Origin of the sequence: Bacillus sp. FJAT-27001 (genome assembly GCF_019039175.1) — a bacterium.
GTDB classification, from domain to species: Bacteria; Bacillota; Bacilli; order Bacillales; family Bacillaceae; genus Bacillus; species Bacillus velezensis.
Map to the genome: position 1 here is coordinate 673,689 of NZ_JAHOAA010000002.1, position 22,868 is coordinate 696,556.

At 46.2% G+C, this 22,868-nt stretch carries 22 protein-coding genes, 1 pseudogene and 1 riboswitch; of the genes and pseudogenes, 21 read left to right on the forward strand and 2 right to left on the reverse strand.

What is annotated here, in order from left to right:
- The first annotated feature begins 3 nt into the window (after positions 1 to 3).
- The 9 genes from BGM27_RS07995 (at position 4) to BGM27_RS08035 (ending at position 9,207) form a co-directional block, all read left to right on the forward strand.
- A complete protein-coding gene (locus tag BGM27_RS07995; protein ID WP_007409431.1) occupies positions 4 to 540 on the forward strand; it encodes a spore maturation protein in 537 nt (178 codons plus the stop codon).
- A gap of 93 nt (positions 541 to 633) precedes the next feature.
- Complete coding sequence (gene rluB, locus BGM27_RS08000; RefSeq protein ID WP_007409432.1) at positions 634 to 1,368, forward strand: 23S rRNA pseudouridine(2605) synthase RluB; 735 nt, start codon at positions 634 to 636, stop codon at positions 1,366 to 1,368.
- Positions 1,369 to 1,452: 84 nt separating this feature from the next.
- Positions 1,453 to 1,992 (forward strand): thiol-disulfide oxidoreductase ResA, encoded by a 540-nt coding sequence (gene resA, locus BGM27_RS08005; RefSeq protein ID WP_003153391.1) that lies wholly within the window; start codon positions 1,453 to 1,455, stop codon positions 1,990 to 1,992.
- Positions 1,989 to 3,617, forward strand: a complete 1,629-nt coding sequence (resB, locus tag BGM27_RS08010) for a cytochrome c biogenesis protein ResB (protein ID WP_007409433.1) — start codon at positions 1,989 to 1,991, stop codon at positions 3,615 to 3,617. The genes resA and resB overlap by 4 nt, the downstream gene beginning before the upstream one ends.
- Before the next feature lie 18 nt (positions 3,618 to 3,635).
- A complete protein-coding gene (gene ccsB, locus BGM27_RS08015; protein WP_007409434.1) occupies positions 3,636 to 4,811 on the forward strand; it encodes a c-type cytochrome biogenesis protein CcsB in 1,176 nt (391 codons plus the stop codon).
- 81 nt (positions 4,812 to 4,892) lie between these two features.
- Complete coding sequence (gene resD / locus BGM27_RS08020) at positions 4,893 to 5,615, forward strand: DNA-binding response regulator ResD (RefSeq protein ID WP_003153397.1); 723 nt, start codon at positions 4,893 to 4,895, stop codon at positions 5,613 to 5,615.
- On the forward strand, positions 5,612 to 7,393 hold the full coding sequence (locus tag BGM27_RS08025) for an ATP-binding protein (RefSeq protein WP_007409435.1): 1,782 nt from the start codon (positions 5,612 to 5,614) through the stop codon (positions 7,391 to 7,393). The genes resD and BGM27_RS08025 overlap by 4 nt, the downstream gene beginning before the upstream one ends.
- A gap of 190 nt (positions 7,394 to 7,583) precedes the next feature.
- Entirely contained in the window at positions 7,584 to 8,168 is a 585-nt protein-coding gene (sigX, locus tag BGM27_RS08030; protein WP_003153399.1) for an RNA polymerase sigma factor SigX, read from the forward strand.
- On the forward strand, positions 8,104 to 9,207 hold the full coding sequence (locus tag BGM27_RS08035) for a sugar dehydratase (protein ID WP_457758434.1): 1,104 nt from the start codon (positions 8,104 to 8,106) through the stop codon (positions 9,205 to 9,207). Before sigX ends, BGM27_RS08035 begins: the two co-directional genes overlap by 65 nt.
- Positions 9,208 to 9,253: 46 nt before the next feature.
- Here the strand turns inward: BGM27_RS08035 and serA are convergent, their stop codons facing one another.
- On the reverse strand, positions 9,254 to 10,831 hold the full coding sequence (gene serA, locus BGM27_RS08040) for a phosphoglycerate dehydrogenase (RefSeq protein ID WP_007409437.1): 1,578 nt from the start codon (positions 10,829 to 10,831) through the stop codon (positions 9,254 to 9,256).
- A 206-nt stretch (positions 10,832 to 11,037) separates the two neighbouring features.
- A riboswitch (FMN riboswitch) is annotated at positions 11,038 to 11,172 on the forward strand.
- A 147-nt stretch (positions 11,173 to 11,319) separates the two neighbouring features.
- Between serA and BGM27_RS08045 the strand changes: the two genes are divergently transcribed.
- The gene (locus tag BGM27_RS08045) at positions 11,320 to 11,892 is read left to right on the forward strand and encodes a riboflavin transporter FmnP (protein WP_007409438.1); all 573 of its coding nucleotides are present in this window, start codon (positions 11,320 to 11,322) and stop codon (positions 11,890 to 11,892) included.
- A 141-nt stretch (positions 11,893 to 12,033) separates the two neighbouring features.
- Here the strand turns inward: BGM27_RS08045 and BGM27_RS08050 are convergent, their stop codons facing one another.
- Positions 12,034 to 12,282 (reverse strand): ferredoxin, encoded by a 249-nt coding sequence (locus BGM27_RS08050; protein WP_003153403.1) that lies wholly within the window; start codon positions 12,280 to 12,282, stop codon positions 12,034 to 12,036.
- Between the two features lie 268 nt (positions 12,283 to 12,550).
- On the opposite strand from BGM27_RS08050, the gene BGM27_RS08055 reads away from it, so the two are divergent.
- From BGM27_RS08055 to sleB, 11 genes and pseudogenes are all read left to right on the forward strand, one after another.
- A complete protein-coding gene (locus tag BGM27_RS08055; RefSeq protein WP_007409439.1) occupies positions 12,551 to 13,609 on the forward strand; it encodes a YpbB family protein in 1,059 nt (352 codons plus the stop codon).
- Positions 13,602 to 15,092 (forward strand): RecQ family ATP-dependent DNA helicase, encoded by a 1,491-nt coding sequence (locus tag BGM27_RS08060; protein WP_007409440.1) that lies wholly within the window; start codon positions 13,602 to 13,604, stop codon positions 15,090 to 15,092. The genes BGM27_RS08055 and BGM27_RS08060 overlap by 8 nt, the downstream gene beginning before the upstream one ends.
- A gap of 14 nt (positions 15,093 to 15,106) precedes the next feature.
- On the forward strand, positions 15,107 to 15,694 hold the full coding sequence (locus BGM27_RS08065) for a CPBP family intramembrane glutamic endopeptidase (RefSeq protein WP_007409441.1): 588 nt from the start codon (positions 15,107 to 15,109) through the stop codon (positions 15,692 to 15,694).
- Positions 15,672 to 16,442: a LysM peptidoglycan-binding domain-containing protein gene (locus BGM27_RS08070; RefSeq protein WP_007409442.1), complete on the forward strand. Its 771-nt coding sequence runs from the start codon at positions 15,672 to 15,674 to the stop codon at positions 16,440 to 16,442. The genes BGM27_RS08065 and BGM27_RS08070 overlap by 23 nt, the downstream gene beginning before the upstream one ends.
- Before the next feature lie 68 nt (positions 16,443 to 16,510).
- Positions 16,511 to 16,969, forward strand: coding sequence for a YpbF family protein (locus tag BGM27_RS08075; protein ID WP_007409443.1), 459 nt, complete (start codon positions 16,511 to 16,513; stop codon positions 16,967 to 16,969).
- 86 nt (positions 16,970 to 17,055) lie between these two features.
- Entirely contained in the window at positions 17,056 to 17,844 is a 789-nt protein-coding gene (locus BGM27_RS08080; RefSeq protein WP_007409444.1) for a metallophosphoesterase, read from the forward strand.
- Positions 17,845 to 17,995: 151 nt separating this feature from the next.
- Positions 17,996 to 18,580 (forward strand): genetic competence negative regulator, encoded by a 585-nt coding sequence (locus BGM27_RS08085; protein ID WP_007409445.1) that lies wholly within the window; start codon positions 17,996 to 17,998, stop codon positions 18,578 to 18,580.
- Between the two features lie 160 nt (positions 18,581 to 18,740).
- Complete coding sequence (gene gudB / locus BGM27_RS08090) at positions 18,741 to 20,015, forward strand: NAD-specific glutamate dehydrogenase (protein ID WP_003153413.1); 1,275 nt, start codon at positions 18,741 to 18,743, stop codon at positions 20,013 to 20,015.
- A 105-nt stretch (positions 20,016 to 20,120) separates the two neighbouring features.
- Positions 20,121 to 21,104: a YpdA family putative bacillithiol disulfide reductase gene (locus BGM27_RS08095; protein WP_012117874.1), complete on the forward strand. Its 984-nt coding sequence runs from the start codon at positions 20,121 to 20,123 to the stop codon at positions 21,102 to 21,104.
- Between the two features lie 96 nt (positions 21,105 to 21,200).
- Positions 21,201 to 21,856, forward strand: a pseudogene (prsW, locus tag BGM27_RS08100) (glutamic-type intramembrane protease PrsW).
- 130 nt (positions 21,857 to 21,986) lie between these two features.
- Positions 21,987 to 22,856: a spore cortex-lytic enzyme gene (gene sleB, locus BGM27_RS08105; protein WP_007409447.1), complete on the forward strand. Its 870-nt coding sequence runs from the start codon at positions 21,987 to 21,989 to the stop codon at positions 22,854 to 22,856.
- Positions 22,857 to 22,868 lie beyond the last annotated feature (12 nt).

The window sequence follows — 22,868 nt, forward strand, 5'->3', positions numbered from 1 at the left end:
CGAATGGAAATGGTGAATTGGGTGTCTTTAGCCATGATTCCGATTATTATCGCCGGTATATTGATATACGGCACGATCAAAAAAGTGCCGACGTATGAATCATTCGTTGAAGGCGGAAAAGAAGGAATTGAGATTGCGTTTTCCATCATTCCGTATTTGGTCGGGATGCTGGTGGCGATTACCGTATTCCGGGCCTCGGGCGCGCTGGATTTTGTCATGGGGCTGTGCAAGCCTTTCTTTACAGCGCTCGGCATTCCCGCAGAAGTCGTGCCGCTTGCTCTGATCCGCCCGATTTCGGGGACGGCGGCGCTCGGCATGACGACAGATCTGATCGCCGTGTACGGGCCTGATTCATTTATCGGCAGGCTGGCCTCGGTCATGCAGGGATCGACTGACACGACGCTGTATGTCCTGACGGTGTATTTCGGGGCGGTCGGCATCAAAAAAATGGGGGATGCTTTAAAGGTTGGTCTTCTTGCTGATTTGATCGGGGTGGTTGCATCAATCATCATAGTTACGTTATTATTTGGAAGCGCCTGAAATCAGGCGCTTTTTATATATCAGAATAACTCTCCTTGAAAAAGCTTGTTTGTTCAAGGGGAAAAAAGTAAGATTATACTTGAGGTGAACGACATGGAAAGACTGCAAAAAGTTATTGCTCATGCCGGCGTGGCATCACGCAGAAAGGCGGAAGAGCTGATAAAAGAAGGAAAAGTAAAGGTGAATGGAAAAGTAATAACAGAGCTCGGCGTAAAAGTGACCGGTTCTGATCAGATTGAAGTAAACGGATTAAAGGTGGAGCGGGAAGAACCCGTGTACTTTCTGCTTTATAAACCGAGAGGAGTGATCTCAGCAGCTGATGACGACAAAGGGCGGAAAGTGGTGACCGACTTTTTCAAAGAAGTGCCGCAGCGCATTTATCCGATCGGCAGGCTTGATTATGATACGAGCGGACTTTTATTGCTGACAAATGACGGCGAGTTTGCCAACAAACTCATGCATCCGAAATACGAAATTGATAAGACGTACGTCGCCAAAGTGAAGGGGATTCCTTCCAAGGAACTTCTGAGAAAGCTTGAGCGCGGCATTCAGCTTGAAGAAGGCAAGACGGCGCCGGCCAGAGCGAAATTGCTTTCCCTGGACAAAAGAAAGCAGACGAGCATCATTCAGCTGACGATTCATGAAGGACGGAACAGACAGGTCCGCCGCATGTTCGAGGCGATCGGTCATGACGTGCTGAAACTAAAACGTGAAGAATACGCATTTTTAGATTTAAGAGGCCTGCGCACAGGAGACGCAAGAGAATTGTCGCCGCATGAGGTGAAAAGGCTGCGGGCTTTAGCTGAACACGGTAAAAACGCTTTCTAATTTTCACATAACCTTCAAAAATTACAAAACGTGTTGATGATATAATTGAATGGATTTGCAGGCAGGGGAGGGGAGCAGTGTACAATGAACAAAAAACGGCGGCGTTTATTCATTCGGACCGGCATCCTTCTCATCTTACTCTGCGCGCTCGGATATACCATCTATAATGCCGTATACACAAACGGTGAGCGTATATCTGAGGGGTCCAAAGCCCCGAATTTCGCGCTGAAAGATACAGAGGGCAGACTCATAGAACTGAGTCAGTTAAAAGGAAAAGGTGTTTTTCTGAATTTCTGGGGAACGTGGTGTGAGCCGTGCAAGCAGGAATTTCCCTACATGGAGAATCAATACAAGCATTTTAAAGACCTCGGTGTCGAGGTGGTTGCGGTAAATGTCGGCGAATCAAAAATTGCAGTACATAATTTTATGAAAACATACGGCGTCAATTTCCCGGTTGCGCTCGATACTGACCGGCAAGTGCTGGACGCGTACGGCGTATCACCTATTCCGACGACATTTTTGATCAATCCCGACGGAAAAGTCGTGAAAGTGGTGACCGGCACGATGACAGAACGCATGGTTCATGACTATATGAATTTAATTAAGCCGGAGGCGTCTTCATGAAAAAGGTCAAATGTGAATGCGGGCACGTGAATCCAGCCGGGACGGTTTTGTGCGAGTCGTGCGGGAAGCCGCTTGATGATCAAAAATCGCCGCTTGCCGATATGCGGTACGACGGCAGCGCAAGGCGTTCGCAAACATATAATAAAACAATCGTAGATAAGGTATGGAACTTCTTTTCTTCCGTAAAAGTCGGAATATGGCTGATCGTCATTACTCTGGCGGCGTCTGCTTTCGGCACGGTTTTTCCGCAGGAAGCTTATCTGCCGCCGGGCGCCCAGCCGGATACATATTATGAACAGCAGTACGGCATAATCGGCCAAATGTATTATCTGTTGGGATTTCATCACCTGTACGGCTCATGGTGGTATATGCTCCTGATCGCATCTATTGGCATATCACTGGTCATCTGCAGCCTGGATCGGGTGATTCCTTTGTACAGGGCGCTGAAAAATCAAGGAGTTCGGCGGAATCCGGTCTTTTTGAAGAGGCAGCGTCTATACAGCCGGACAGAAACCGAGCTGAGCGGGGATGCGGCTGATAGCCTCAGAACACGATTGAAAAAAAAGCATTATAGAGTGCGAGAACAAGAGGGCAGCATTCTGGCGGAAAAAGGCCGTTTTTCAAGGTGGGGGCCCTACGTCAATCATATCGGCCTGATCATTTTTCTGATCGGAGCCATGCTGAGATTTGTACCCGGTATGTATGTCGATGAAACGCTCTGGGTCCGTGAAGGCGAAACCGCCCAGATCCCAGGTACTGACGGCAAATATTACTTAAAAAACAACCGGTTCACGATGCAGACATATAACAAAGACACTGAGAAAAAAGTATTCGCCGACGCCATTGACAGAGCCGGAAACGGCAAAGTCGCCAAATCCTTCACAACGGACGCGGTTTTGTATAAGAGGGAAGGCGACATTGTATTCGGTGAAAAGCCGAAGCTTAAAAGAGTCAAAGAAAACAATATCCGCGTCAATGAACCGCTGCGCTTTGACTCCTATTCTGTGTATCAGGTGGACTATAAAGAAAACCAGCTCGATCAGATGGTATTTCACCTGATCGACCAAAAAACAAAACAGTCATTCGGCAAACTGAAGATCAATCTTCTCGATCCCGACACGGACTATGATCTTGGTAACGGTTACAAAGTGCAGATCGCCAGTTATCTTCCTGATTTTTATTTTAACAAGGACGGAGAACCGAGCACGAAAACGAAGGTTCCTAACAATCCGGCTTTTGTCTTTAAAATCACGGCTCCTGACAAGCCGAAAGGGGAGAAAAGTTTTGTTGCGATTCAGCAGACTGTTGAAGGTTCCGAAAGTAACAAGTACAAATTAAAATTCGACCATGTGGAAACGAAAAACATTACAGGACTCACCGTCAGAAAAGACTTAACCTTATGGGTGCTTGCCGTCGGCGGCGCGATCTTTATGATCGGCGTCATTCAAGGAATGTACTGGCAGCACAGAAGGATCTGGATCAAAACAGGTGATCATGAAGTGCTTGTGGCGGGACATACGAACAAAAACTGGTTCGGTCTGAAAAAGGATATCGAATTTGTTCTTAGCGGGACCGGGATTCAAGAGCCGGCCGATCAAAAAGAATTGGCCAAAAATCAGGCCTAGTGAAAAAGGAGTGGTGTCATGGCGGAGCTGAGCGCAAATTTTCTTTATGCTGCCTTTTTGATTTATTTAATTGCCGTCCCGGTTTTCGGCGGCGCCATCCGGGGAACAAAAGGTGCTAAGGACGGTAAGGGCCGCTGGTCGGCTATCGGAATCACGTTAACCATTTTCGGATTTCTTTGTCATCTCGGCTACTTCATTGCGAGATGGTCGGCAAGCGGACATGCGCCTGTCAGCAATATGTTTGAATTTACGACGTCATTCGGCATGATGCTTGTTCTCGCTTTTATTATTATTTACTTTATTTACAGACTGCCTTCATTAGGCATGTTCACATTGTCTATCGCGCTTTTGCTTATCGCATATGCAAGCATGTTTCCGACAGACATCACGCCGCTTATTCCGTCACTGCAGAGCAATTGGCTGTACATTCACGTCACGACGGCGGCGCTCGGGCAGGCGATTCTTGCGATCAGTTTTGTAGCCGGCGTCATTTTCCTGTTAAAGCATGTCGACCAATCCAGACCGGGCAAAAAAACGTTCTGGCTTGAAGTCATCATGTTTATACTCGTGACGACCGTGGCATTTATCGCCGTCACGTCGGCATTCCGGCTGGCGGACTACAAAGCTGAATTTAATTGGGTGGATAAAAAAGAAGCCAAAAGCGTCATGATATATGATATGCCTGCGCTTGTCGGCCCGCATGAGGGAGAACTGCTTACGGAAGGCGCAATGAAGCCGCTTATTGAGCTTCCAGCCATTTTTTCAGGCAGAAAGGTCAATACGGTGATCTGGTCGTTTGGCGCAGGTCTCGTTTTATACGGTGCGCTCAGGCTGATATTCAGAAAGAGAATCAGCGCTCTTATCAGCCCGCTCGTCAAAAATGTGAATCTGGACTTGGTCGATGAAGTCGGCTACCGCGCTGTTTCCATCGGTTTTCCGGTATTCACACTCGGCGCGCTTGTGTTTGCGATGATTTGGGCGCAGCTTGCATGGACGCGTTTTTGGGGCTGGGACCCGAAGGAAGTATGGGCGCTGATCACCTTTTTATTTTACGCAGCGTATTTGCACTTGCGGCTGTCAAGAGGCTGGCATGGCGAAAAGTCCGCGTGGCTTGCCGTCATCGGCTTCGCCATTATTATGTTTAACTTAATTTTTGTGAATCTCGTGCTTGCCGGACTTCATTCGTACGCATAGATGCAAAAAGCCGATACAGTTCTCAAGCTGCCGCACAGTTTGTTAAAATGAAAGTAACAGAAGGAAAGCAGGGGGAAAACGATGGATCAAACAAATGAAACTAAAATATTAGTAGTAGATGATGAAGCCAGAATTCGACGCCTTTTAAGAATGTACCTTGAACGGGAAAACTATGTGATTGAAGAAGCGGAAAACGGCGACGAGGCCATTAAAATGGGGCTGGCATCAGATTATGATCTGGTGCTCTTGGATTTAATGATGCCGGGAACGGACGGAATCGAAGTATGCCGGCAGCTCAGAGAAAAAAAAGCGACGCCGATTATCATGCTGACGGCAAAAGGGGAAGAAGCCAACCGCGTCCAGGGGTTTGAAGCGGGTACGGACGATTATATCGTCAAGCCTTTCAGCCCGAGAGAAGTGGTGCTTCGGGTAAAGGCGCTTTTAAGAAGGGCTTCCCAAACATCTTATCTGACAGCCAATACCCCGACAAAAAATGTGCTCGTCTTTTCGCATCTATCCATTGATCACGATGCTCACAGGGTGACTGCGGACGGCACGGAGGTGAGCCTGACGCCGAAGGAATATGAACTGCTGTACTTCCTGGCGAAAACACCGGACAAAGTGTACGACAGGGAAAAGCTTTTAAAAGAAGTGTGGCAGTATGAATTTTTCGGAGACCTCAGAACGGTGGACACCCATGTCAAACGGCTCCGTGAAAAATTAAATAAAGTGTCCCCGGGAGCGGCGAAAAAAATCGTCACCGTATGGGGAGTCGGATACAAATTTGAGGTAGGCGCTGAATGAAGTTTTGGAAAAGCGTAGTAGGAAAGCTTTGGTTTACCATTCTTTCACTCGTGTTAATTGTTTTATTTATTTTAACGGTGCTGCTTCTGGAATTTATAGAAAATTACCACGTTGAAGAAGCGGAAAAAGATTTAACGCAGCTTGCCGACAAAATTGCGGTCATAATAGAAAATCATGAAGACCAGCCGCTTGCCAGATCCATCACGTGGGAACTGGCGGACAATTTAACGAGCATCGCGATCATTCAGGATGATAAGCATGTCTGGTATTCGCCCAATGACGATAATCATTTATCCTCTATTACATTAGAGCAGATCAAACATGACCGGGATCTGCACAAGGCGCTGACAGACCGCAAAAAAGTAAGCAAACGCGCGGTCCCCAACAATGCCGGTTCGGATAACGAACGGCTGATCGTCGGAGTGCCGTATGAAAAAGACGGCAAAAAAGGCATGGTCTTTTTATCCCAATCGCTGCTTGCCGTCAAAGATACGACGAAACATACGACACGCTATATTTTTCTTGCGGCGGGCATTGCCATCGTCTTGACAACGTTTTTCGCGTTCTTTTTATCCAGCAGGGTGACATATCCCCTTCGGAAAATGCGGGAAGGCGCCCAAGACTTGGCGAAAGGAAAGTTTGATACAAAAATTCCGATTCTGACCCAAGATGAAATCGGGGAACTGGCCATTGCCTTTAATCAGATGGGACGGCAGCTCAATTTCCATATTAACGCGCTGAATCAGGAAAAAGAACAGCTGTCCAATATTTTAAGCAGTATGGCAGACGGGGTCATCACCATTAATATCGACGGCACCATTTTGGTGACCAACCCGCCGGCCGAACGTTTTCTGCAGGCATGGTATTATGAGCAGAACATGAACATTAAAGAAGGAGACAACCTTCCCCCTGAAGCAAAAGAGCTATTTCAAAATGCAGTGAACACGGAAAAAGAGCAAATGATTGAAATGACGCTTCAAGGAAGGTCATGGGTTTTATTGATGTCGCCTCTTTATGCGGAATCACACGTCCGCGGCGCCGTGGCCGTGCTCCGTGATATGACCGAAGAGCGCAGGCTGGATAAATTGCGTGAAGACTTCATTGCCAATGTCAGTCATGAGCTCAGAACCCCGATTTCTATGCTGCAGGGATACAGCGAAGCAATAGTGGACGACATTGCAAGCACCGAAGAGGAGAAAAAAGAAATCGCGCAGATCATTTATGATGAATCTCTTCGCATGGGCCGGCTCGTCAATGATTTGCTGGATTTGGCCAGAATGGAATCCGGACATACGGGCCTGCACTATGAAACGGTAAACCTGCATGAATTTCTGGAGAAGATCTCCCGCAAATTTTCCGGGGTAGCGAAGGAAAAAGGCGTTTCGCTCACAGAGGACATCTCAGTGTCTCAGCCGGAGTGTGTCTTTGATGAAGACAAAATGGAACAGGTGTTTACCAACCTTATAGATAATGCGCTGCGCCATACGGAGTCAGGCGGAAGCGTTCATATCGCGGCTCAGACCGTAAAAGACGGACTGAAGATCGATATCAAAGATTCCGGCTCTGGAATACCGGAAGAGGACCTGCCTTTTATTTTTGAACGTTTTTATAAAGCGGACAAAGCAAGAACAAGAGGCAGGGCGGGAACCGGACTCGGGCTCGCCATCGTAAAAAATATCGTGGAAGCCCACGGCGGCTCAATTGCGGTTCACAGCAGCATCGACAAAGGGACGACGTTTACATTTTATATTCCGACAAAAGTGCAGGATGACGTCTGAAATTGACGAACAATCTTGTTCCATACGAAACACCCGCATGTTCTGCGGGTGTTTTTTATTTGTTTCTCCTTTAAAAATTTAAGAATATGTTAATATAAATTCCCTTCCAAATTCCAGTTTCTCGTAATATAGTTGTAATGTAACTTTTCAACGCATTTTTACGACAAAAAAGTGAACGGAGGGGTTTCCCATGGAAGAAACCTTTCAGATATTATATGATGCATACCATCAAGATTTATATCAATTTTTATTTTATATGGTAAAAGATAAGTCGCAGGCTGAAGATTTGACGCAGGAAGTGTATATCCGCGTCTTGAATTCCTATCATACATTTGAAGGAAGAAGCAGTGAAAAAACATGGCTGTTGTCCATCGCACGCCATGTGGCGATTGACTGGTTCCGCAAGCAGCAGACGATCAGACAGCGTATTATGGGTACGTTTGATTGGGATACACAAGATGTCAGAGATCAGCATTTGCTTCCGGACGAACTCGCCGTACAGCATGAAAACGTCCGGGAAATTTATACCGCGCTTGATCATTGCACTATTGATCAAAGAGCTGTTATTATCTTGAGATTTATTCAGGGATATTCCATTCAGGAAACAGCCGCCGCTCTCCGCTTCTCGGAAAGCAAAGTCAAAACGACCCAACACAGAGGGCTCAAAATACTTCGGAAACAGATGGAGCTTTTGAGGGAGGAGCTAATGGATGATGAAGTCATATTGGAACGAAGAAAGAGTAGAGGAGTTGTTAAGACAACTTCCGGCGGTTAGAGATCATCGTTCACCCGAGGCCATTTACCGGAATATTGAAACGGGTAAACCGTACAGGAAAAAACCGGCCCGAAGCTGGATCGGCCCCGCCGCAGCCGGCGTCTGCGCATTGTGCATCGCTCTGATTATATCTCCTCACCTGATGACAAACAAATCTTCCGGTGATCTTACCGCTGACAGCCGCCAGACAGAAAAAGCCAGTCAGTCAGCTTCTGTCAAGCCGCCGGATCAGAAGACGTTCGTCGTCTCAAACCAAAACAAAAACAATTACATTACTTTGGCATTTGCCGATTCAGAAACATCCGCCGTCATTCCGGTCAGTTTTGAAAAAAAGAAGCCGGATGAATCGGTTTCAGAGGCTTTATCCGAAGCGGAAGACCTAGAAGTGCCCGAATCCTTCCTGTCTGTGCCGAACCTTTTGGACGGTGTGCAGGTAACGGCGGATAAGAAGGATTTGCTTGTGCAGGTAAACGGACGGCTCTCTATCGAATCAGTTGCCGATGCTGACTTATTGAAAAAGATGCTGAAAGAGACTTTGACATGGAGTCCTTACGAGCGGATTAAATTGAAAAAGGTTCAAAACGGAGCCGGACAGGATTTTTATAAATCTTACGGCATTTCCGCTGAGATGTCTGTACATAAACAGACAAACCGGGCGTATTTTTCTTACAGCGACAGTCTGGGACAAGAGTATCTCATCCCGTCTGAACAAACCTATTATTCAGTATATCAGGCTATTGACGGGATGAAGACAACAGACGAAGGCTCACAGACTGCGAGCATTATAGAAGCCGATGCGATTGCATCGGTATCGGAAAGGGAAGACGGCGAGCAGCTGCGGATTCAATTGTCCGAAAAACATAAGGTTGAAGATTCGCTGGAAGGGATTTTAATGATCGAAGGGCTTCTGTTAACTGCGAAGGAATTCGGTTATTCTGAGGTGCTGTTCACACATGCGCATACAAAGAAAATCGGTAATTATGATGTGACAAAACCTATCGCTGTGCCTGCCGCGCCTAATCCGCTTCCAAGCCATTAAACGTAAAAAAACCCAAAACATATGAATGTTTTGGGTTTTTTGTTGGTTACGGAAGGTCAATCAGTTTAACGGAAACAATATCCTGAATTGAAGTCAGCTCATTGACGACTTTATCATCTAAATGTTTATCAAAAGAAAGCATCATAATGGCTTCTCCGCCTTTTTCTTTACGGCCTACCTGCATGGTAGCGATATTGATATCGTTATCGCCGAGGATGCGTCCGACGCGTCCGATTACACCAGTCGTATCCTGGTGCTGGATATAAACGAGGTGGCCGGCAGGATTTAAGTCAATATTAAAGCCGTTCAGCTCAACGATTCGTTCACCGAAGTGAGGGATATACGTAGCCGTTAACGTAAATGTGCTCCGGTCTCCGGTTACTTTTACGCTGATGCAGTTATCATATCCTGATTCATTGGAGGAAATCTTCTCGCTGAAGCTGATTCCGCGTTCTTTTGCTACACCGCCGGCGTTCACTTCATTGACCGTTGAGTCTACACGCGGTTTTAAGAAACCGGACAGCAGACTTTTTGTAATAAATGATGTTTCAAGTTTGGCGATGGTGCCTTCATATTGAATCGCAACATCTTTGACGGGTTCCTTCATACATTGTGACACGAGACTTCCGATTTTATCGGCAATTTGGTGATAAGGCTGGATTTTTTTGAATTCATCTTTCGTCATCGCAGGCAGGTTGATCGCTGACATGACAGGCAGACCTTTTGCAAACTGCAGCACTTCTTCAGAAACCTGTGCAGCGACATTCAGCTGTGCTTCTTTCGTTGAAGCGCCTAAGTGAGGTGTGGCGATCACCAGCGGATGGTCGGGAAGCTTTGATTCAACTGGCGGTTCCACTTCAAACACGTCAAGGGCAGCGCCTGCGACATGGCCGCTTTCCAGCGCTTCCAAAAGCGCCGCTTCATCAATAATGCCGCCTCTTGCGCAGTTGATAAGACGGACGCCTTTTTTCGTTTTGGCAATGGTTTCTCTGTTAAGCAGTCCTTTTGTTTCCTTTGTTAAAGGCGTGTGGACGGTAATGATATCCGCGCTTTCAAGCACTTCTTCGAATGTCCGGCTGTTTACGCCGATTTTGCCGGCTCTCTCTTCGGTTAAGAAAGGATCGAATACATGAACCGTCATACCGAACGCTCTGGCGCGCTGGGCAATCTCGCTTCCGATCCGGCCCAGACCGACAATGCCTAAAGTCTTTCCGTAGAGCTCCGCCCCGACAAAAGCCGTCCGGTTCCATTCTCTTGATTTTACTGAGATATTGGCTTGCGGAATGTGTCTCATTAATGAAGAAATCATCGCGAATGTATGCTCTGCCGTTGAAATGGTGTTTCCATTCGGCGCGTTTATCACGATAACCCCATGTTTTGTAGCCTCATCAATGTCGATGTTGTCTACGCCGACACCGGCTCTGCCGACGATTTTTAAAGAGGTCATTTTCTTAAACAATTCTTCGGTTACTTTCGTGGCACTGCGGACTAACAGGGCATCAAAGGTATGTAATTCATCTTCTGCATCCGCGACGTTTTTTTGAACAATTTCTATAAAGTCTGATTCCATCAGCGGCTTTAAGCCGTCATTGCTCATCTTATCTGAGACCAAAACTCGAAACATTGTTAGATTTCCTCCTAGTTTAGCTGACTAAATATCTGATAATTTATCATATTCTCAATAGAGTGTCAATGTGTATTGACGCAGTAAAGGAGAAAAGGAAACCGCTGAATCAGCTTAAATTGGGCTTCCCCAATATTTTATTTAAATTTGAGCAGTTCTCTATACAATTGCAATTTGATCATATATAATGTGAATAAATTCATAAGATCAATCTTCGGGGCAGGGTGAAATTCCCTACCGGCGGTGATGAGCATCATGCTCTAAGCCCGCGAGCTGCTTTGGCGGCAGGATCCGGTGAGATTCCGGAGCCGACAGTATAGTCTGGATGGGAGAAGATGGAGGTTCAGCAGACGTTTTGATGCTTATATCAAACGTTTCTTTGCCAAGCCTTAGTAAGCTCCCGCTTTTTAACAAAAGCGGTTTTTTTATTGGGGCGCAAAAGAACCTTTCCTCTTTTCGAGAGATTTGATCGAAAAGGAGAGAGCATTGTGAAAGTAAAAAAATTAGTTGTCATCAGTATGCTTAGCAGTATTGCTTTTGTGCTTATGCTGTTAAATTTCCCGTTTCCGGGGCTGCCGGATTACTTGAAAATTGATTTCAGTGACGTTCCTGCAATTATCGCCATTTTGGTTTACGGGCCTGCGGCGGGGATTGCGGTTGAAGCGATTAAAAATATTCTGCAGTATATCATTCAAGGAAGCATGGCCGGCGTGCCTGTCGGGCAGGCAGCCAATTTTATCGCAGGAACGCTGTTTATTCTGCCGACGGCGTTTATGTTTAAAAAGCTCAATTCGGCAAAAGGGCTTGCAGTGAGCCTGCTGGCCGGAACCGCGGCGATGACCGTGCTGATGAGTATTTTGAACTATATTCTTATCCTGCCCGCGTATACTTGGTTTTTACATTCACCGGCACTGTCAAACAGCCAGTTAAAAACGGCGGTTGTGGCAGGAATTCTGCCGTTTAACATTGTAAAAGGCGTTATCATCACCATTGTCTTTACGTTCATCTTTACGAAGCTGAAACCTTGGATTGAACAAAAACGCAGCATCCAGACACAATAACCACTCCAAAGCGCCCGCTCTGTAAAACACAGACCGGGCGCTTTTTTGATTGTTTGATCACGCAAAAAAAATAAGACTCCGGCCGATAACAGCCGGAGTCTTATTCAGGACGAAAAAGCTCCTCTCACGGGGAGGGCTTTTTTATTCGTATTTCAGCGGGTCGCCTTCGAACGGTTCATCCGCAACTTTGATTGAATCAGTAGGGCATCCTTCAAATGCGTCAATCATATCTTCTTCCAGAACTTCCGGAACTTCGACGACGCCTTTATTTTCGTCAAGCGTAACGAACGCAATGCCTTCATCATCATAATCATAAATGTCTGGTGCCGCAGCTCCGCAGGCGCCGCATGCAATACACGTATCTTTATCTACAATTGTGTACTTTGCCATGAATAAAACCTCCCAGATTGTTCGTGTTGGAACAAATGGTTTACCTTATATATTTTTAAATATAACACCTATTCCTCTTACTTATTGTAATGATGTTAGTGTCAAATTTCAACAGAAAAATGATTGAGAATGCTTATCACATAAGGGATTCTCTTTAGCACTTCCCCCTAAAAGATGACTTTAAACGTCAAATTTATATGAAAATCTGTTAAAATAAAAAGAACCAAAAAACGAAACTTGTCACAGAAGAAATGTAGGTGTGTTTAGATTGGCGATAAACTACTTTGATACCGTGGTTCTCGACTGTCTGGACAAAATAGACGGCGAACGGACTCCGAGTGCTGTGTTTCATTTATTAAAAGGAAAAAAGTCGTCTCAAACCATTCAGGATGCCGGCTTATTTCAGATCGCTAAATATTTCGGCATGGCTTCACATTGTGAACGCGGCGATATTGCGGCTTCTTTGCATAAACTCACCGAGAACTCATACATTACAGCCGGAAAAGAAGAGGGAACGTGGAAAGTGACTGCGCGCGGCGTTCAAAAGCTTGAACGGGCGTTTGCCGAGCGGCCTTGGCCGAAGCACTGCCACGGCGCGAATTATCAAACGCCTGCCGTTACCCTGTGGAGGCGGCTTTCCCTGCTCATTCAAGTCCTGTCAAACAAAGAGCATCAATGTAATCAATATATACCGGTTACCAACGATGTGCAGACGCTGAGATGGGTCAAACGGTTCATGCGGAAAAACAGAGACGCTAAAGAGCTCTCCGTCCAAATGCATGAGACGCTGTTTCACCTTCTGCAAGGCGCAAGTGAACGGCAGGCGCTTATTTTTGTCTATTCTTTAACTTCATTCAACAGAATCGGCAAAACGAATAAGCAGCTTGCTCTCCAGCTGAACGAAGATGAATGGTATGTGTCCGTCCAGTTTTGGGGAGCGGTACATTATGTTATTCAATCGCTTCCGCAATGTGCATATCCCGCTCTGCGCGAGCTGTTGTCCGATCTGCAGGCGGAAAGCGCGCTGACACAGTCTGCCAGAAAAACCTTTGAGCTGTTGGAAAAAGGGTTTCCGATTGAACGGATCGCCGCGGTCAGAAATTTAAAAACCGCCACAATCGAAGATCATATCGTAGAAATATCATTGCATCAGCCTGCATTTTTTATAGAACAGTATCTTTCCGAAGAGGAACAGCGTATGATAACGGCATTTGCAAAACAGCATCAAACGAATAAAATTAAACGGATTCGCGAAGGAATGCAGATGCGCTTCAGCTATTTTCAGATCAGGCTGGCGCTGGCAAAGACGGTGAATCAGCATGACTGAGCTGCATAAAGCTTTATCCAGGTATTTTGGTTTGCATTCCTTTAAAAAAGGGCAGGAAGAGATTATGACTAGCGTGCTCCAAAAAAAAGATACGATCGCCATGCTTCCGACCGGCGGGGGAAAATCATTATGCTATCAGCTCCCAGGTTACATGATGGACGGGCTGGTGCTGATTATTTCGCCGCTCCTTTCATTAATGGAAGATCAGGTGCAGCAGCTGAAAGCGAAAGGAGAAAAGCGGGTTGCTGCATTAAACAGCATGCTGAATTCCGCAGAGCGGCATTTTATCCTCAGCAACATCAGCCGGTATAAATTTCTCTATATGTCTCCTGAAGCCCTTTCTTCACCTTATGTGCTGAACCGTTTGAAAAATGTCCCGGTCAGTTTATTTGTTATTGATGAGGCTCATTGCATATCAGAATGGGGACATGATTTCAGGCCTGATTATTCGAAGCTCGGGCCCTTCAGGCAGGCACTCGGAAAGCCGCCTGTATTGGCGCTGACCGCAACAGCGACAAAAGAAACGCTCAGAGACGTGACGGATGTGCTCGGACTTGAGCATGCGGTGCGTCATCTTTATTCAGTCAACCGGCCGAATATTCTCCTGGCGGCAGAACATTTGGCGGATAATGCCGAGAAAATAAGCAGGCTCACGGAGCTTGCCGAAAAGCTTGAAGGTCCGGGTATCATATATTGTCCGACCAGAAAATGGGCGGAAGAGCTTGCGGCTGAGCTGAACGAAAAAACGGGAAAGCGGACGGATTATTATCACGGCGGAATGGATACAGGCGACAGGATTTTAATCCAGCAGCAATTTATCCATAACCAGCTTGATTGCATCTGCTGCACCAATGCGTTCGGCATGGGTGTGGATAAGTCAGATATCCGCTTTGTCATTCACTTTTATCCTCCCCAAACGGCCGAGGCCTTTATGCAGGAAATCGGCAGAGCGGGACGCGACGGCAGCCCGAGTGTCAGTATTTTGCTGAGGGCGCCAGGCGATACCGAGCTTCAGCAGCAGATTATTCAGACAGAAAGCCTGTCTGATTATGACCTGGAAGGCATTCTGGCCGTCATACGGGATGCCGGTACGAGTGATGAACGAAAGCTTCGGGACGTCCTGATCAATAAGGGAGTCCAGGAAACACAGGCGCGAACGGCCGTCCATCTGTTTCTGCGAGGAAAAACCACAAAAGACCAGCTGCGGGAAGAACTGACATACCGCGTGGAAAAGAAGCTGCGTAAAATGAATCGTTTTTCGGCGTTATTAGAGCGGAAAGAATGTATAAGAGAAGCGCTGCTGTCTTATTTTGATGAACCGTATGAGCCTGATGGTCAAACCGGACAATGCTGCAGCAGCTGCGGACTTGATCTGGCTCCGTACGAGCAAAAAGGAGAACGTAAAAATATGGAACGGTTTGAAGATTGGAAGCTGGAATTAGGCCGGATTTTCGGATCAGAGTCTGCGGGTGAGTTCAGCTGAGACGGCAAAGCGAATTGATCCGGCAGCTCTCAGACCGGGAGATTGTGATGCAGCTGTACGCCACCCAATTGCTCATATTGGCGGTTTCAGCTGTTATCGGCTTTTTCTTTTTTACCGACATTCACGATTTTTTAAAGCTGTGGCATATACGTGACGATAATATCATATGGTACGGTGTAACTCTTGCCGTCCTTGTCATTTTTGCCGATCTGGCGGTGATGAAATGGTGTCCTTCGCATTTATATGATGACGGCGGCATTAATGTATTGCTTTTTAAGAACAGGCCGGTTCTGCACATTTTGTTTTTGACGCTTCTCATTTCGTTCAGCGAAGAGATTTTGTTCAGAGGCGTTCTGCAGACACATATCGGCTTATGGGCCGCCAGCTTCATTTTTACCGTGCTTCATTTCAGATACTTGGCGAAGTGGCTTCTGTTTATGATGGTTGCGGGCATCAGTCTTTTGCTGGGGCTTATCTATGAATGGACCGGCAATTTATTCGTTCCGGTTACAGCGCATTTTATTATTGATGCGGTATTTGCCTGTCAGATCCGTTTTCAATATGTTAGGAGGGGTTTGCATGACGGAAATGTCAAGAGTTGAAAGAAGAAAAGCTCAGCTGCGTGCCGAGCAGCAGGTTGCCGCGGCCGCGGATGAACAAATTGAATATCTTGAAGACAGCCTCCCGACAAGACAATCTGTAAAAGAGGAGCGTAAAAAAAAGGAAGAGCAGGTGAAGGAAAAAACCAAAACAAAAACGCCGCTGTTCACTTTTCTGACCGTCCTGTTCATTATCGTAACAATCGGTGTCTTTTTCGGTCTTCTTTATATGACGAACAGCAGCAGATTTGACCCGAAGGACTATGAAGATGTCTTTATAGACCACAGTGAAAGCGCGCCTGCCGTTATTCCGAAAGGCGCTCAGAAAGAAACGTCAGAAACCGCTCTTTTAGAACAACCGAAAAAAAAGTCTGACGACAAAGATAAGAAAGAAGCGGCTGCACCTGAAAAAACGAAAGAAAAACCAAGTGAAAAAACACCTAAAAAAACGGAAACGCCCTCAGAAAAACAAGTAAAGCCGACAGACACCGAATACGCGGAGACAAAACAGCAGTCTCCGCCGGCTGTCCGTGAAAAAGCGGCTCCGGCTGAGGCGAGTGATCAAGCCGGGACTGTCCCAAAAAAAGTGCGGACCGTACAGCATACTGTACAGCCGAAAGAAACGCTTTACCGCATTTCAATGAAATACTATAAAAGCCGGGCGGGCGAAGAAAAAATCCGCAGCTACAACGGATTAAACGGAAACGACGTGTACACCGGCCAGGTTCTGAACATTCCGCTGTCTGATTAAAATAAATGCATGTTTTCACCGTGTTTTTCATATAGTGTACCAATGAAAACGGACAAGGTGTGAAGCGCATGGATTCTTTATGGAAGCAATTAGACCGATTTGCTGACGGACCGACGAAACAAATGCTTCAGGCGCTGGTGAAACGGAAATTAAAATACGAAAATTATGCCGCACAATGCCGAAGATGGCAGTGGGCGTCCCTCGTTTGTTTTTCCCTGATGTGCATACTGCTGATGTTTAAAAGCTTTAATGCCCCCCAAGCCTCTCCGCAGCTGATTCTGCAGGAAATATTAGGCCATACGGTTTACTTGTGCTGGATTATGGCTTCCGCTTTTGCGTATTGCACTTCTTATTATTTCAAAAAAAAGGAAGAAAAAGCTGAGGGTGAATTTCATAAACTGAGGTGTGAAATTATCCAAAAAAGCACGGATTTATGGCCCCAGCCTGAAAAATGGAGGGCGAGAGAATCTGTTTTTCACTTGATGAAACATCGGTATGATATCAATCTTTATTTTGAAAGCAAATAAAATGAGGCGTTTTCCGGAAAGGATAGAAACGTCTTTTTTTGTTTGTCCGTCTAATATAAGACAATGACAGAATGGAGAGTGCGTTTATGAAGCTTACAGCGGGAATTCTCGGCTCATTGGCGGGAGCGGCTGCGGTTATGGCGGCCGTTATGTACAAAACGGCAAACGGCAGCCATCTGAAAACACATACATTTACGCTTGATAAAATGAAGGGGATGAAGCCGCTCACCATCTTTTTTATATCTGACGTGCACCGCCGTTTAATTGATGAAAAGCTTCTCCGCGAAGCGGCAGGTTATAAGCCGGATGCCGTTTTGCTTGGCGGTGATTTGGCGGAGGGCGGAGTTCCTTACGCCAGAATTGAAGAAAACATCAAACGTCTGACGGCTCTCGCGCCTGTCATGTATGTGTGGGGAAATAACGATTACGAGGTCAGCCAGCAAAAACTGCTCTCTCTTTTACGGGCATACAAAGTGATCCCACTGAGAAATGAATCGGTTCAATTTGCTTATAAAGGGGAAACCGTTACGATCTGCGGGGTGGATGATATCAGGATGATGATGGATGATTACGAATCTGCAATCAGATATACGGATGCTGACAAAGTAAACCTCCTGCTTTGCCATAACCCCGACATCCATGAGCAGATGAGGGAGTCAGACGGGATTGACGCTGTGTTCAGCGGCCATACGCATGGCGGCCAAATCCGTTTCGGACGGTTCGGGCCGTACGAATTGGGCAGGACGGGAACGGTAAAAAAAGCGCATTACCTGATCAGCAACGGCTACGGGACGACAAAAGTTCCGCTGAGGCTCGGGGCGAAACCGGAGACGCATATGATTACGCTGTGCGGACCGGATGAGCCGTCTTCCTGAAACAAACCCGGCCGTGGTGATAAAAAACGGCATTCTGCTTGTCTTCCCGCTGTACACGGTGTAAACTGATAACAAATTAAGAACCTATGACTCATTTATTCATATACTGTGTTATATGATTTGTGTGCAAGAAGAGGCAGGAGGGAACATTATGCGGCTTGAGCGTCTGAACTATAATAAGATTAAAATCTTTTTAACCCTCGACGATCTGACTGATCGGGGACTGACAAAAGAAGACCTCTGGAAGGACTCGTTTAAAGTCCACCAGTTATTTAAAGATATGATGAATGAAGCAAATACAGAGCTCGGCTTTGAAGCGAATGGTCCGATCGCGGTGGAAGTATATTCTCTTCAGGCACAAGGCATGGTTGTGATTGTAACGAAAAATCATGACACGGACGCAGAAGATGACGAATATGACGATGATTATATCGAGATGCAGGTCAAACTTGACGAAAGCCCGGATATTATTTATCAGTTCCATTCGTTTGAAGATATCATTCAGCTTGCCGGAAGCCTTCACCGAATCGGGATTACCGGCGGCACCGTCTACCACTATGAGAACCAATACTATGTAAGCCTTGAAGACCTCGGCTCCCGTTCCGCCGAAGGCGTCATCGCGGTGCTGGCTGAATACGGACACCCGGCGACGATTACGATTTACAGGCTCCATGAGTACGGAAAACTCATCATGGACGGCAATGCTGTGGAGACCATCCAGAAACATTTTTCATAAAAAAGATTTGAAACGGCAGCTGTTTTCAGCGGCCGTCTTTTTTTAAGCGAAATAATGGAAAAATCATTGTCTTTCTTCTATGCACGGAGATATTGAAGGTGTATACTAGTCACTGAAAGGGAGCATGAGAGAAACAGAAGATTTTAGGAGGTTAACTCAAATGGCAGCCGATCGATTCACCGGTCATAATGAAGAAGACAAACATGATGTATTAAAATCAACCCAAACCGTAATACATAAAGCTCTGGAAAAATTGGGGTATCCAGAAGAAGTGTATGAACTGCTGAAAGAGCCGCTCAGATTATTAACGGTTAAAATTCCTGTTCGGATGGATGACGGGTCTGTGAAAATATTTACAGGCTATCGTGCGCAGCACAATGATTCCGTAGGTCCGACAAAAGGCGGCATTCGTTTTCACCCGAATGTAACTGAAAAAGAGGTGAAAGCACTTTCCATCTGGATGAGTTTAAAATGCGGAATTATTGATCTTCCTTATGGCGGTGGTAAAGGCGGAATTGTTTGTGATCCGAGAAATATGTCATTCAGAGAGCTTGAAAGGCTGAGCAGGGGATATGTCAGAGCAATCAGTCAGATTGTCGGACCGACTAAAGACGTCCCGGCACCTGACGTATTTACAAACTCACAGATTATGGCTTGGATGATGGATGAATATTCAAGAATTGATGAATTTAACTCACCCGGCTTTATTACGGGAAAACCGCTTGTACTCGGCGGATCCCACGGCAGGGAATCAGCGACGGCAAAAGGCGTCACCATCTGCATAAAAGAAGCGGCCAAGAAAAAAGGTCTCGATATTCAGAACGCGCGCGTCGTCGTACAAGGTTTCGGAAACGCGGGCAGCTATCTGGCCAAGTTTATGCATGACGCCGGCGCGAAAGTTGTCGGAATTTCTGACGCGTACGGAGGCCTTTACGATCCGGACGGTCTTGATATTGATTATCTGCTTGACCGCAGAGACAGCTTCGGAACGGTGACGAAGCTTTTCAATGACACCATTACGAATCAGGAGCTGCTTGAGCTGGACTGTGATATACTTGTCCCGGCGGCGATCGAAAACCAAATTACAGAAGAGAACGCTGACCGCATCAAAGCGAAAATCGTTGTAGAAGCGGCAAACGGACCGACGACACTGGAAGGAACGAAAATCCTGACAGACAAAGGAACGCTGCTGGTTCCCGATGTTCTGGCGAGCGCCGGCGGTGTAACGGTTTCTTATTTTGAATGGGTTCAAAACAACCAAGGCTTCTACTGGAGTGAAGAAGAAGTCGAGGAAAAACTGGAAAATATGATGATAAAATCGTTTAATAATATTTATGAAATGTCCCAAAACCGCCGGATTGACATGAGGCTTGCGGCTTACATGGTCGGCGTGCGGAAAATGGCGGAGGCTTCGCGTTTCAGAGGCTGGATATAAACCAATCGTTTGCATAAACAAAAAAAATCTCCTATGATAATATAGGAGATTTTTTATATGAGTGGAAACTTATGATGGAAATGCCAATCGCAGGAGTTGAAGGACATGACAGAAGAAAAAGCAATTATAATAGGCGGAGGTCCTTGCGGATTATCGGCGGCTATACATCTGAAGCAAATTGGCGTGAACGCGCTTGTGATCGAAAAAGGGAATGTCGTAAACAGCATTTATAACTATCCGACCCACCAAACTTTTTTCAGTTCAAGTGAAAAATTGGAGATCGGCGATGTCGCCTTTATTACGGAAAACAGAAAACCGGTCCGAATACAGGCTCTCTCTTACTACAGAGAGGTTGTCAGAAGAAAAGAGCTGCGCGTAAACGCCTTTGAAACGGTGGAGCGCGTAACGAAACAGGAAGACGGCCGTTTTCTTGTAGAAACATCAAAAGACCGCTACCTCACTCCGTTTTGTATCATTGCGACAGGATATTATGATCATCCGAATTATATGAACATACCGGGTGAAGGGCTTCCTAAGGTATTTCATTACTTTAAAGAAGGCCATCCTTATTTTGATAAAGATGTTGCTGTGATCGGCGGGAAAAACTCAAGTGTGGACGCGGCTTTGGAACTGGTGAAGTCCGGTGCGCGAGTCACGGTGCTCTACAGAGGACATGAGTACTCCCCGAGCATCAAGCCGTGGATTCTGCCTGAGTTTGAGGCCCTCGTCAGAAACGGCACAATCCGGATGGAATTCGGCGCTTGTCTTGAAGAAGTGACGGAAGATGAAATCATTTTCCGCTCCGGCCGAAATGAGACGGTCCGGCTGAAAAACGATTTCGTATTTGCCATGACGGGATACCATCCCGATCACGGTTTCCTCGAAAAAATCGGTGTGCGGATTGATGCGGAATCAGGCCGGCCGTTTTTCCGGGAAGAAACGATGGAAACAAATGTTGACGGTGTTTTTATCGCCGGAGTCATTGCGGCTGGAAATAACGCCAACGAAATTTTTATCGAGAATGGCCGTTTTCACGGCGGCTTGATCGCAAATGAAATATCAAAACGGCTGGGTGCAGAGAGCATATGATCATTCATATGCTCTTTTTTAAAAAAATTGAAAGATGTAAAAATGTGAACAACATGGTACGATAGATATAGGAATATAAAGGAAAGAGGTTGCCTGATGTTTGCAATCATCTCTGCAGGAATTGCTCCCGGCATTGCGCTGTTAAGCTATTTTTATTTAAAAGATCAGTATGACAATGAACCCGTACATATGGTGCTGAGGTCTTTTTTCTCGGGGTTGTCCTTGTGTTTCCGACCATGTTTATCCAATATGTTCTTGAAAAAGAGCATGTGGGGGGAGGAAGCTTTTTCGTTTCGTTTTTGTCTTCGGGATTTCTGGAAGAATCGGTGAAATGGTTCGTTCTGATGATCAGTGTGTATCCGCATGCTCATTTTGATGAGCATTATGACGGAATCGTTTACGGGGCCAGTGTGTCTTTAGGATTTGCCACGCTTGAAAATATTCTGTATTTATTCGGCCACGGCGTTGAACATGCTTTCATCAGGGCGCTTCTGCCGGTCTCCTGCCATGCGCTGATCGGAGTGATTATGGGATTTTATCTCGGAAAAGCCCGCTTTTCGCAGAAAAAAGCCCGTGTCAAATGGCTTGTGATTTCGCTGGCCGTGCCTTCATGTCTGCACGGTTCTTACGATTTTATTCTTACCGCCCTCAATCATTGGGTATATTATATGCTGCCGTTTATGCTGTTTTTATGGTGGTTCGGGCTGCGAAAGGCAAAAAAAGCACGCTCCGTCAATATGATCCAAGTGTGAAGAAACCGTGCGTCGCGTGCGGTTTCTTTTTTATGCCTTGACAGGGGATAAGAAGGAAACGTGCATAAAAATAACCTCGTGACAGACAATACGGGTACACTTTAAATTTTGCAGTAGGAGGCTTGAAGAGATGAAGTGCAAAGGAGCCTTTATGGCATGTCTCATTCTATTTTCTTTCGCCGCTGCTTTCTTCGATCATCATGAAACGGTTCATGCGTTTTCAAATCAAGTGATTCAAAGAGGCGCGACGGGTGATGATGTTATAGAATTGCAGGCCCGTCTTCAATATAACGGATTTTATAACGGGAAAATCGATGGTGTTTACGGCTGGACCACATACTGGGCCGTGAGAAATTTTCAGGAGAAATTCGGCATGAAGCCGGTTGACGGCCTCGTCGGCGCGAAAACCAAACAGGTGCTGATTTCTAAATCAAAATATTACCGTGAATATGTAATGGAGCAGATCCAAAAAGGGAATACGTTCACTCATTATGGCAACGTCCCATTGGAAAACCAAACAAAACCGAGAGCCGGAACGCAGAAGCCGGCGGGAACGAATAAGCCTGCTCAAAAGCCGCAAAACAATACAGGCGGTCAGTCAAATCAAAAGCAAAATACGACAGCGGCCAATATGCCTGGCGGTTTCTCAAACAACGACATCAATCTTCTGGCACAGGCTGTGTACGGGGAAGCACGCGGTGAGCCGTTTGAAGGGCAGGTTGCCATCGCCGCGGTTATTTTAAACCGTATTAAAAGCCCGTTATTTCCGAATACGGTGGCCGGCGTCATTTTCGAACCGCTCGCGTTTACCGCCGTTGCCGACGGCCAAATATATATGCAGCCGAATGAAAGAGCAAAAGAAGCGGTTCTTGATGCGATCAACGGCTGGGATCCTTCTGAAAACGCGATTTATTATTTCAATCCTGATACGGCGACAAGCAAATGGATTTGGGGACGTCCGCAGATTAAAAGAATCGGAAAGCACATTTTCTGTGAGTAAAAGTACGCAAAA

What these genes read in the sequence shown, in the direction of transcription:
- serA (WP_007409437.1), bottom strand. Translation starts at nt 10,831, where the DNA reads ATGTTTCGAGTTTTGGTCTCAGATAAGATGAGCAATGACGGCTTAAAG.
- BGM27_RS08060 (WP_007409440.1), top strand. Translation starts at nt 13,602, where the DNA reads ATGACTGAGCTGCATAAAGCTTTATCCAGGTATTTTGGTTTGCATTCC.
- BGM27_RS08095 (WP_012117874.1), top strand. Translation starts at nt 20,121, where the DNA reads ATGACAGAAGAAAAAGCAATTATAATAGGCGGAGGTCCTTGCGGATTA.
- sigX (WP_003153399.1), top strand. Translation starts at nt 7,584, where the DNA reads ATGGAAGAAACCTTTCAGATATTATATGATGCATACCATCAAGATTTA.
- BGM27_RS08070 (WP_007409442.1), top strand. Translation starts at nt 15,672, where the DNA reads ATGACGGAAATGTCAAGAGTTGAAAGAAGAAAAGCTCAGCTGCGTGCC.
- resB (WP_007409433.1), top strand. Translation starts at nt 1,989, where the DNA reads ATGAAAAAGGTCAAATGTGAATGCGGGCACGTGAATCCAGCCGGGACG.
- rluB (WP_007409432.1), top strand. Translation starts at nt 634, where the DNA reads ATGGAAAGACTGCAAAAAGTTATTGCTCATGCCGGCGTGGCATCACGC.
- resD (WP_003153397.1), top strand. Translation starts at nt 4,893, where the DNA reads ATGGATCAAACAAATGAAACTAAAATATTAGTAGTAGATGATGAAGCC.
- BGM27_RS08080 (WP_007409444.1), top strand. Translation starts at nt 17,056, where the DNA reads ATGAAGCTTACAGCGGGAATTCTCGGCTCATTGGCGGGAGCGGCTGCG.
- gudB (WP_003153413.1), top strand. Translation starts at nt 18,741, where the DNA reads ATGGCAGCCGATCGATTCACCGGTCATAATGAAGAAGACAAACATGAT.
- ccsB (WP_007409434.1), top strand. Translation starts at nt 3,636, where the DNA reads ATGGCGGAGCTGAGCGCAAATTTTCTTTATGCTGCCTTTTTGATTTAT.
- resA (WP_003153391.1), top strand. Translation starts at nt 1,453, where the DNA reads ATGAACAAAAAACGGCGGCGTTTATTCATTCGGACCGGCATCCTTCTC.
- BGM27_RS08025 (WP_007409435.1), top strand. Translation starts at nt 5,612, where the DNA reads ATGAAGTTTTGGAAAAGCGTAGTAGGAAAGCTTTGGTTTACCATTCTT.
- sleB (WP_007409447.1), top strand. Translation starts at nt 21,987, where the DNA reads ATGAAGTGCAAAGGAGCCTTTATGGCATGTCTCATTCTATTTTCTTTC.
- BGM27_RS07995 (WP_007409431.1), top strand. Translation starts at nt 4, where the DNA reads ATGGAAATGGTGAATTGGGTGTCTTTAGCCATGATTCCGATTATTATC.
- BGM27_RS08035 (WP_457758434.1), top strand. Translation starts at nt 8,104, where the DNA reads ATGATGAAGTCATATTGGAACGAAGAAAGAGTAGAGGAGTTGTTAAGA.
- BGM27_RS08075 (WP_007409443.1), top strand. Translation starts at nt 16,511, where the DNA reads ATGGATTCTTTATGGAAGCAATTAGACCGATTTGCTGACGGACCGACG.
- BGM27_RS08085 (WP_007409445.1), top strand. Translation starts at nt 17,996, where the DNA reads ATGCGGCTTGAGCGTCTGAACTATAATAAGATTAAAATCTTTTTAACC.
- BGM27_RS08050 (WP_003153403.1), bottom strand. Translation starts at nt 12,282, where the DNA reads ATGGCAAAGTACACAATTGTAGATAAAGATACGTGTATTGCATGCGGC.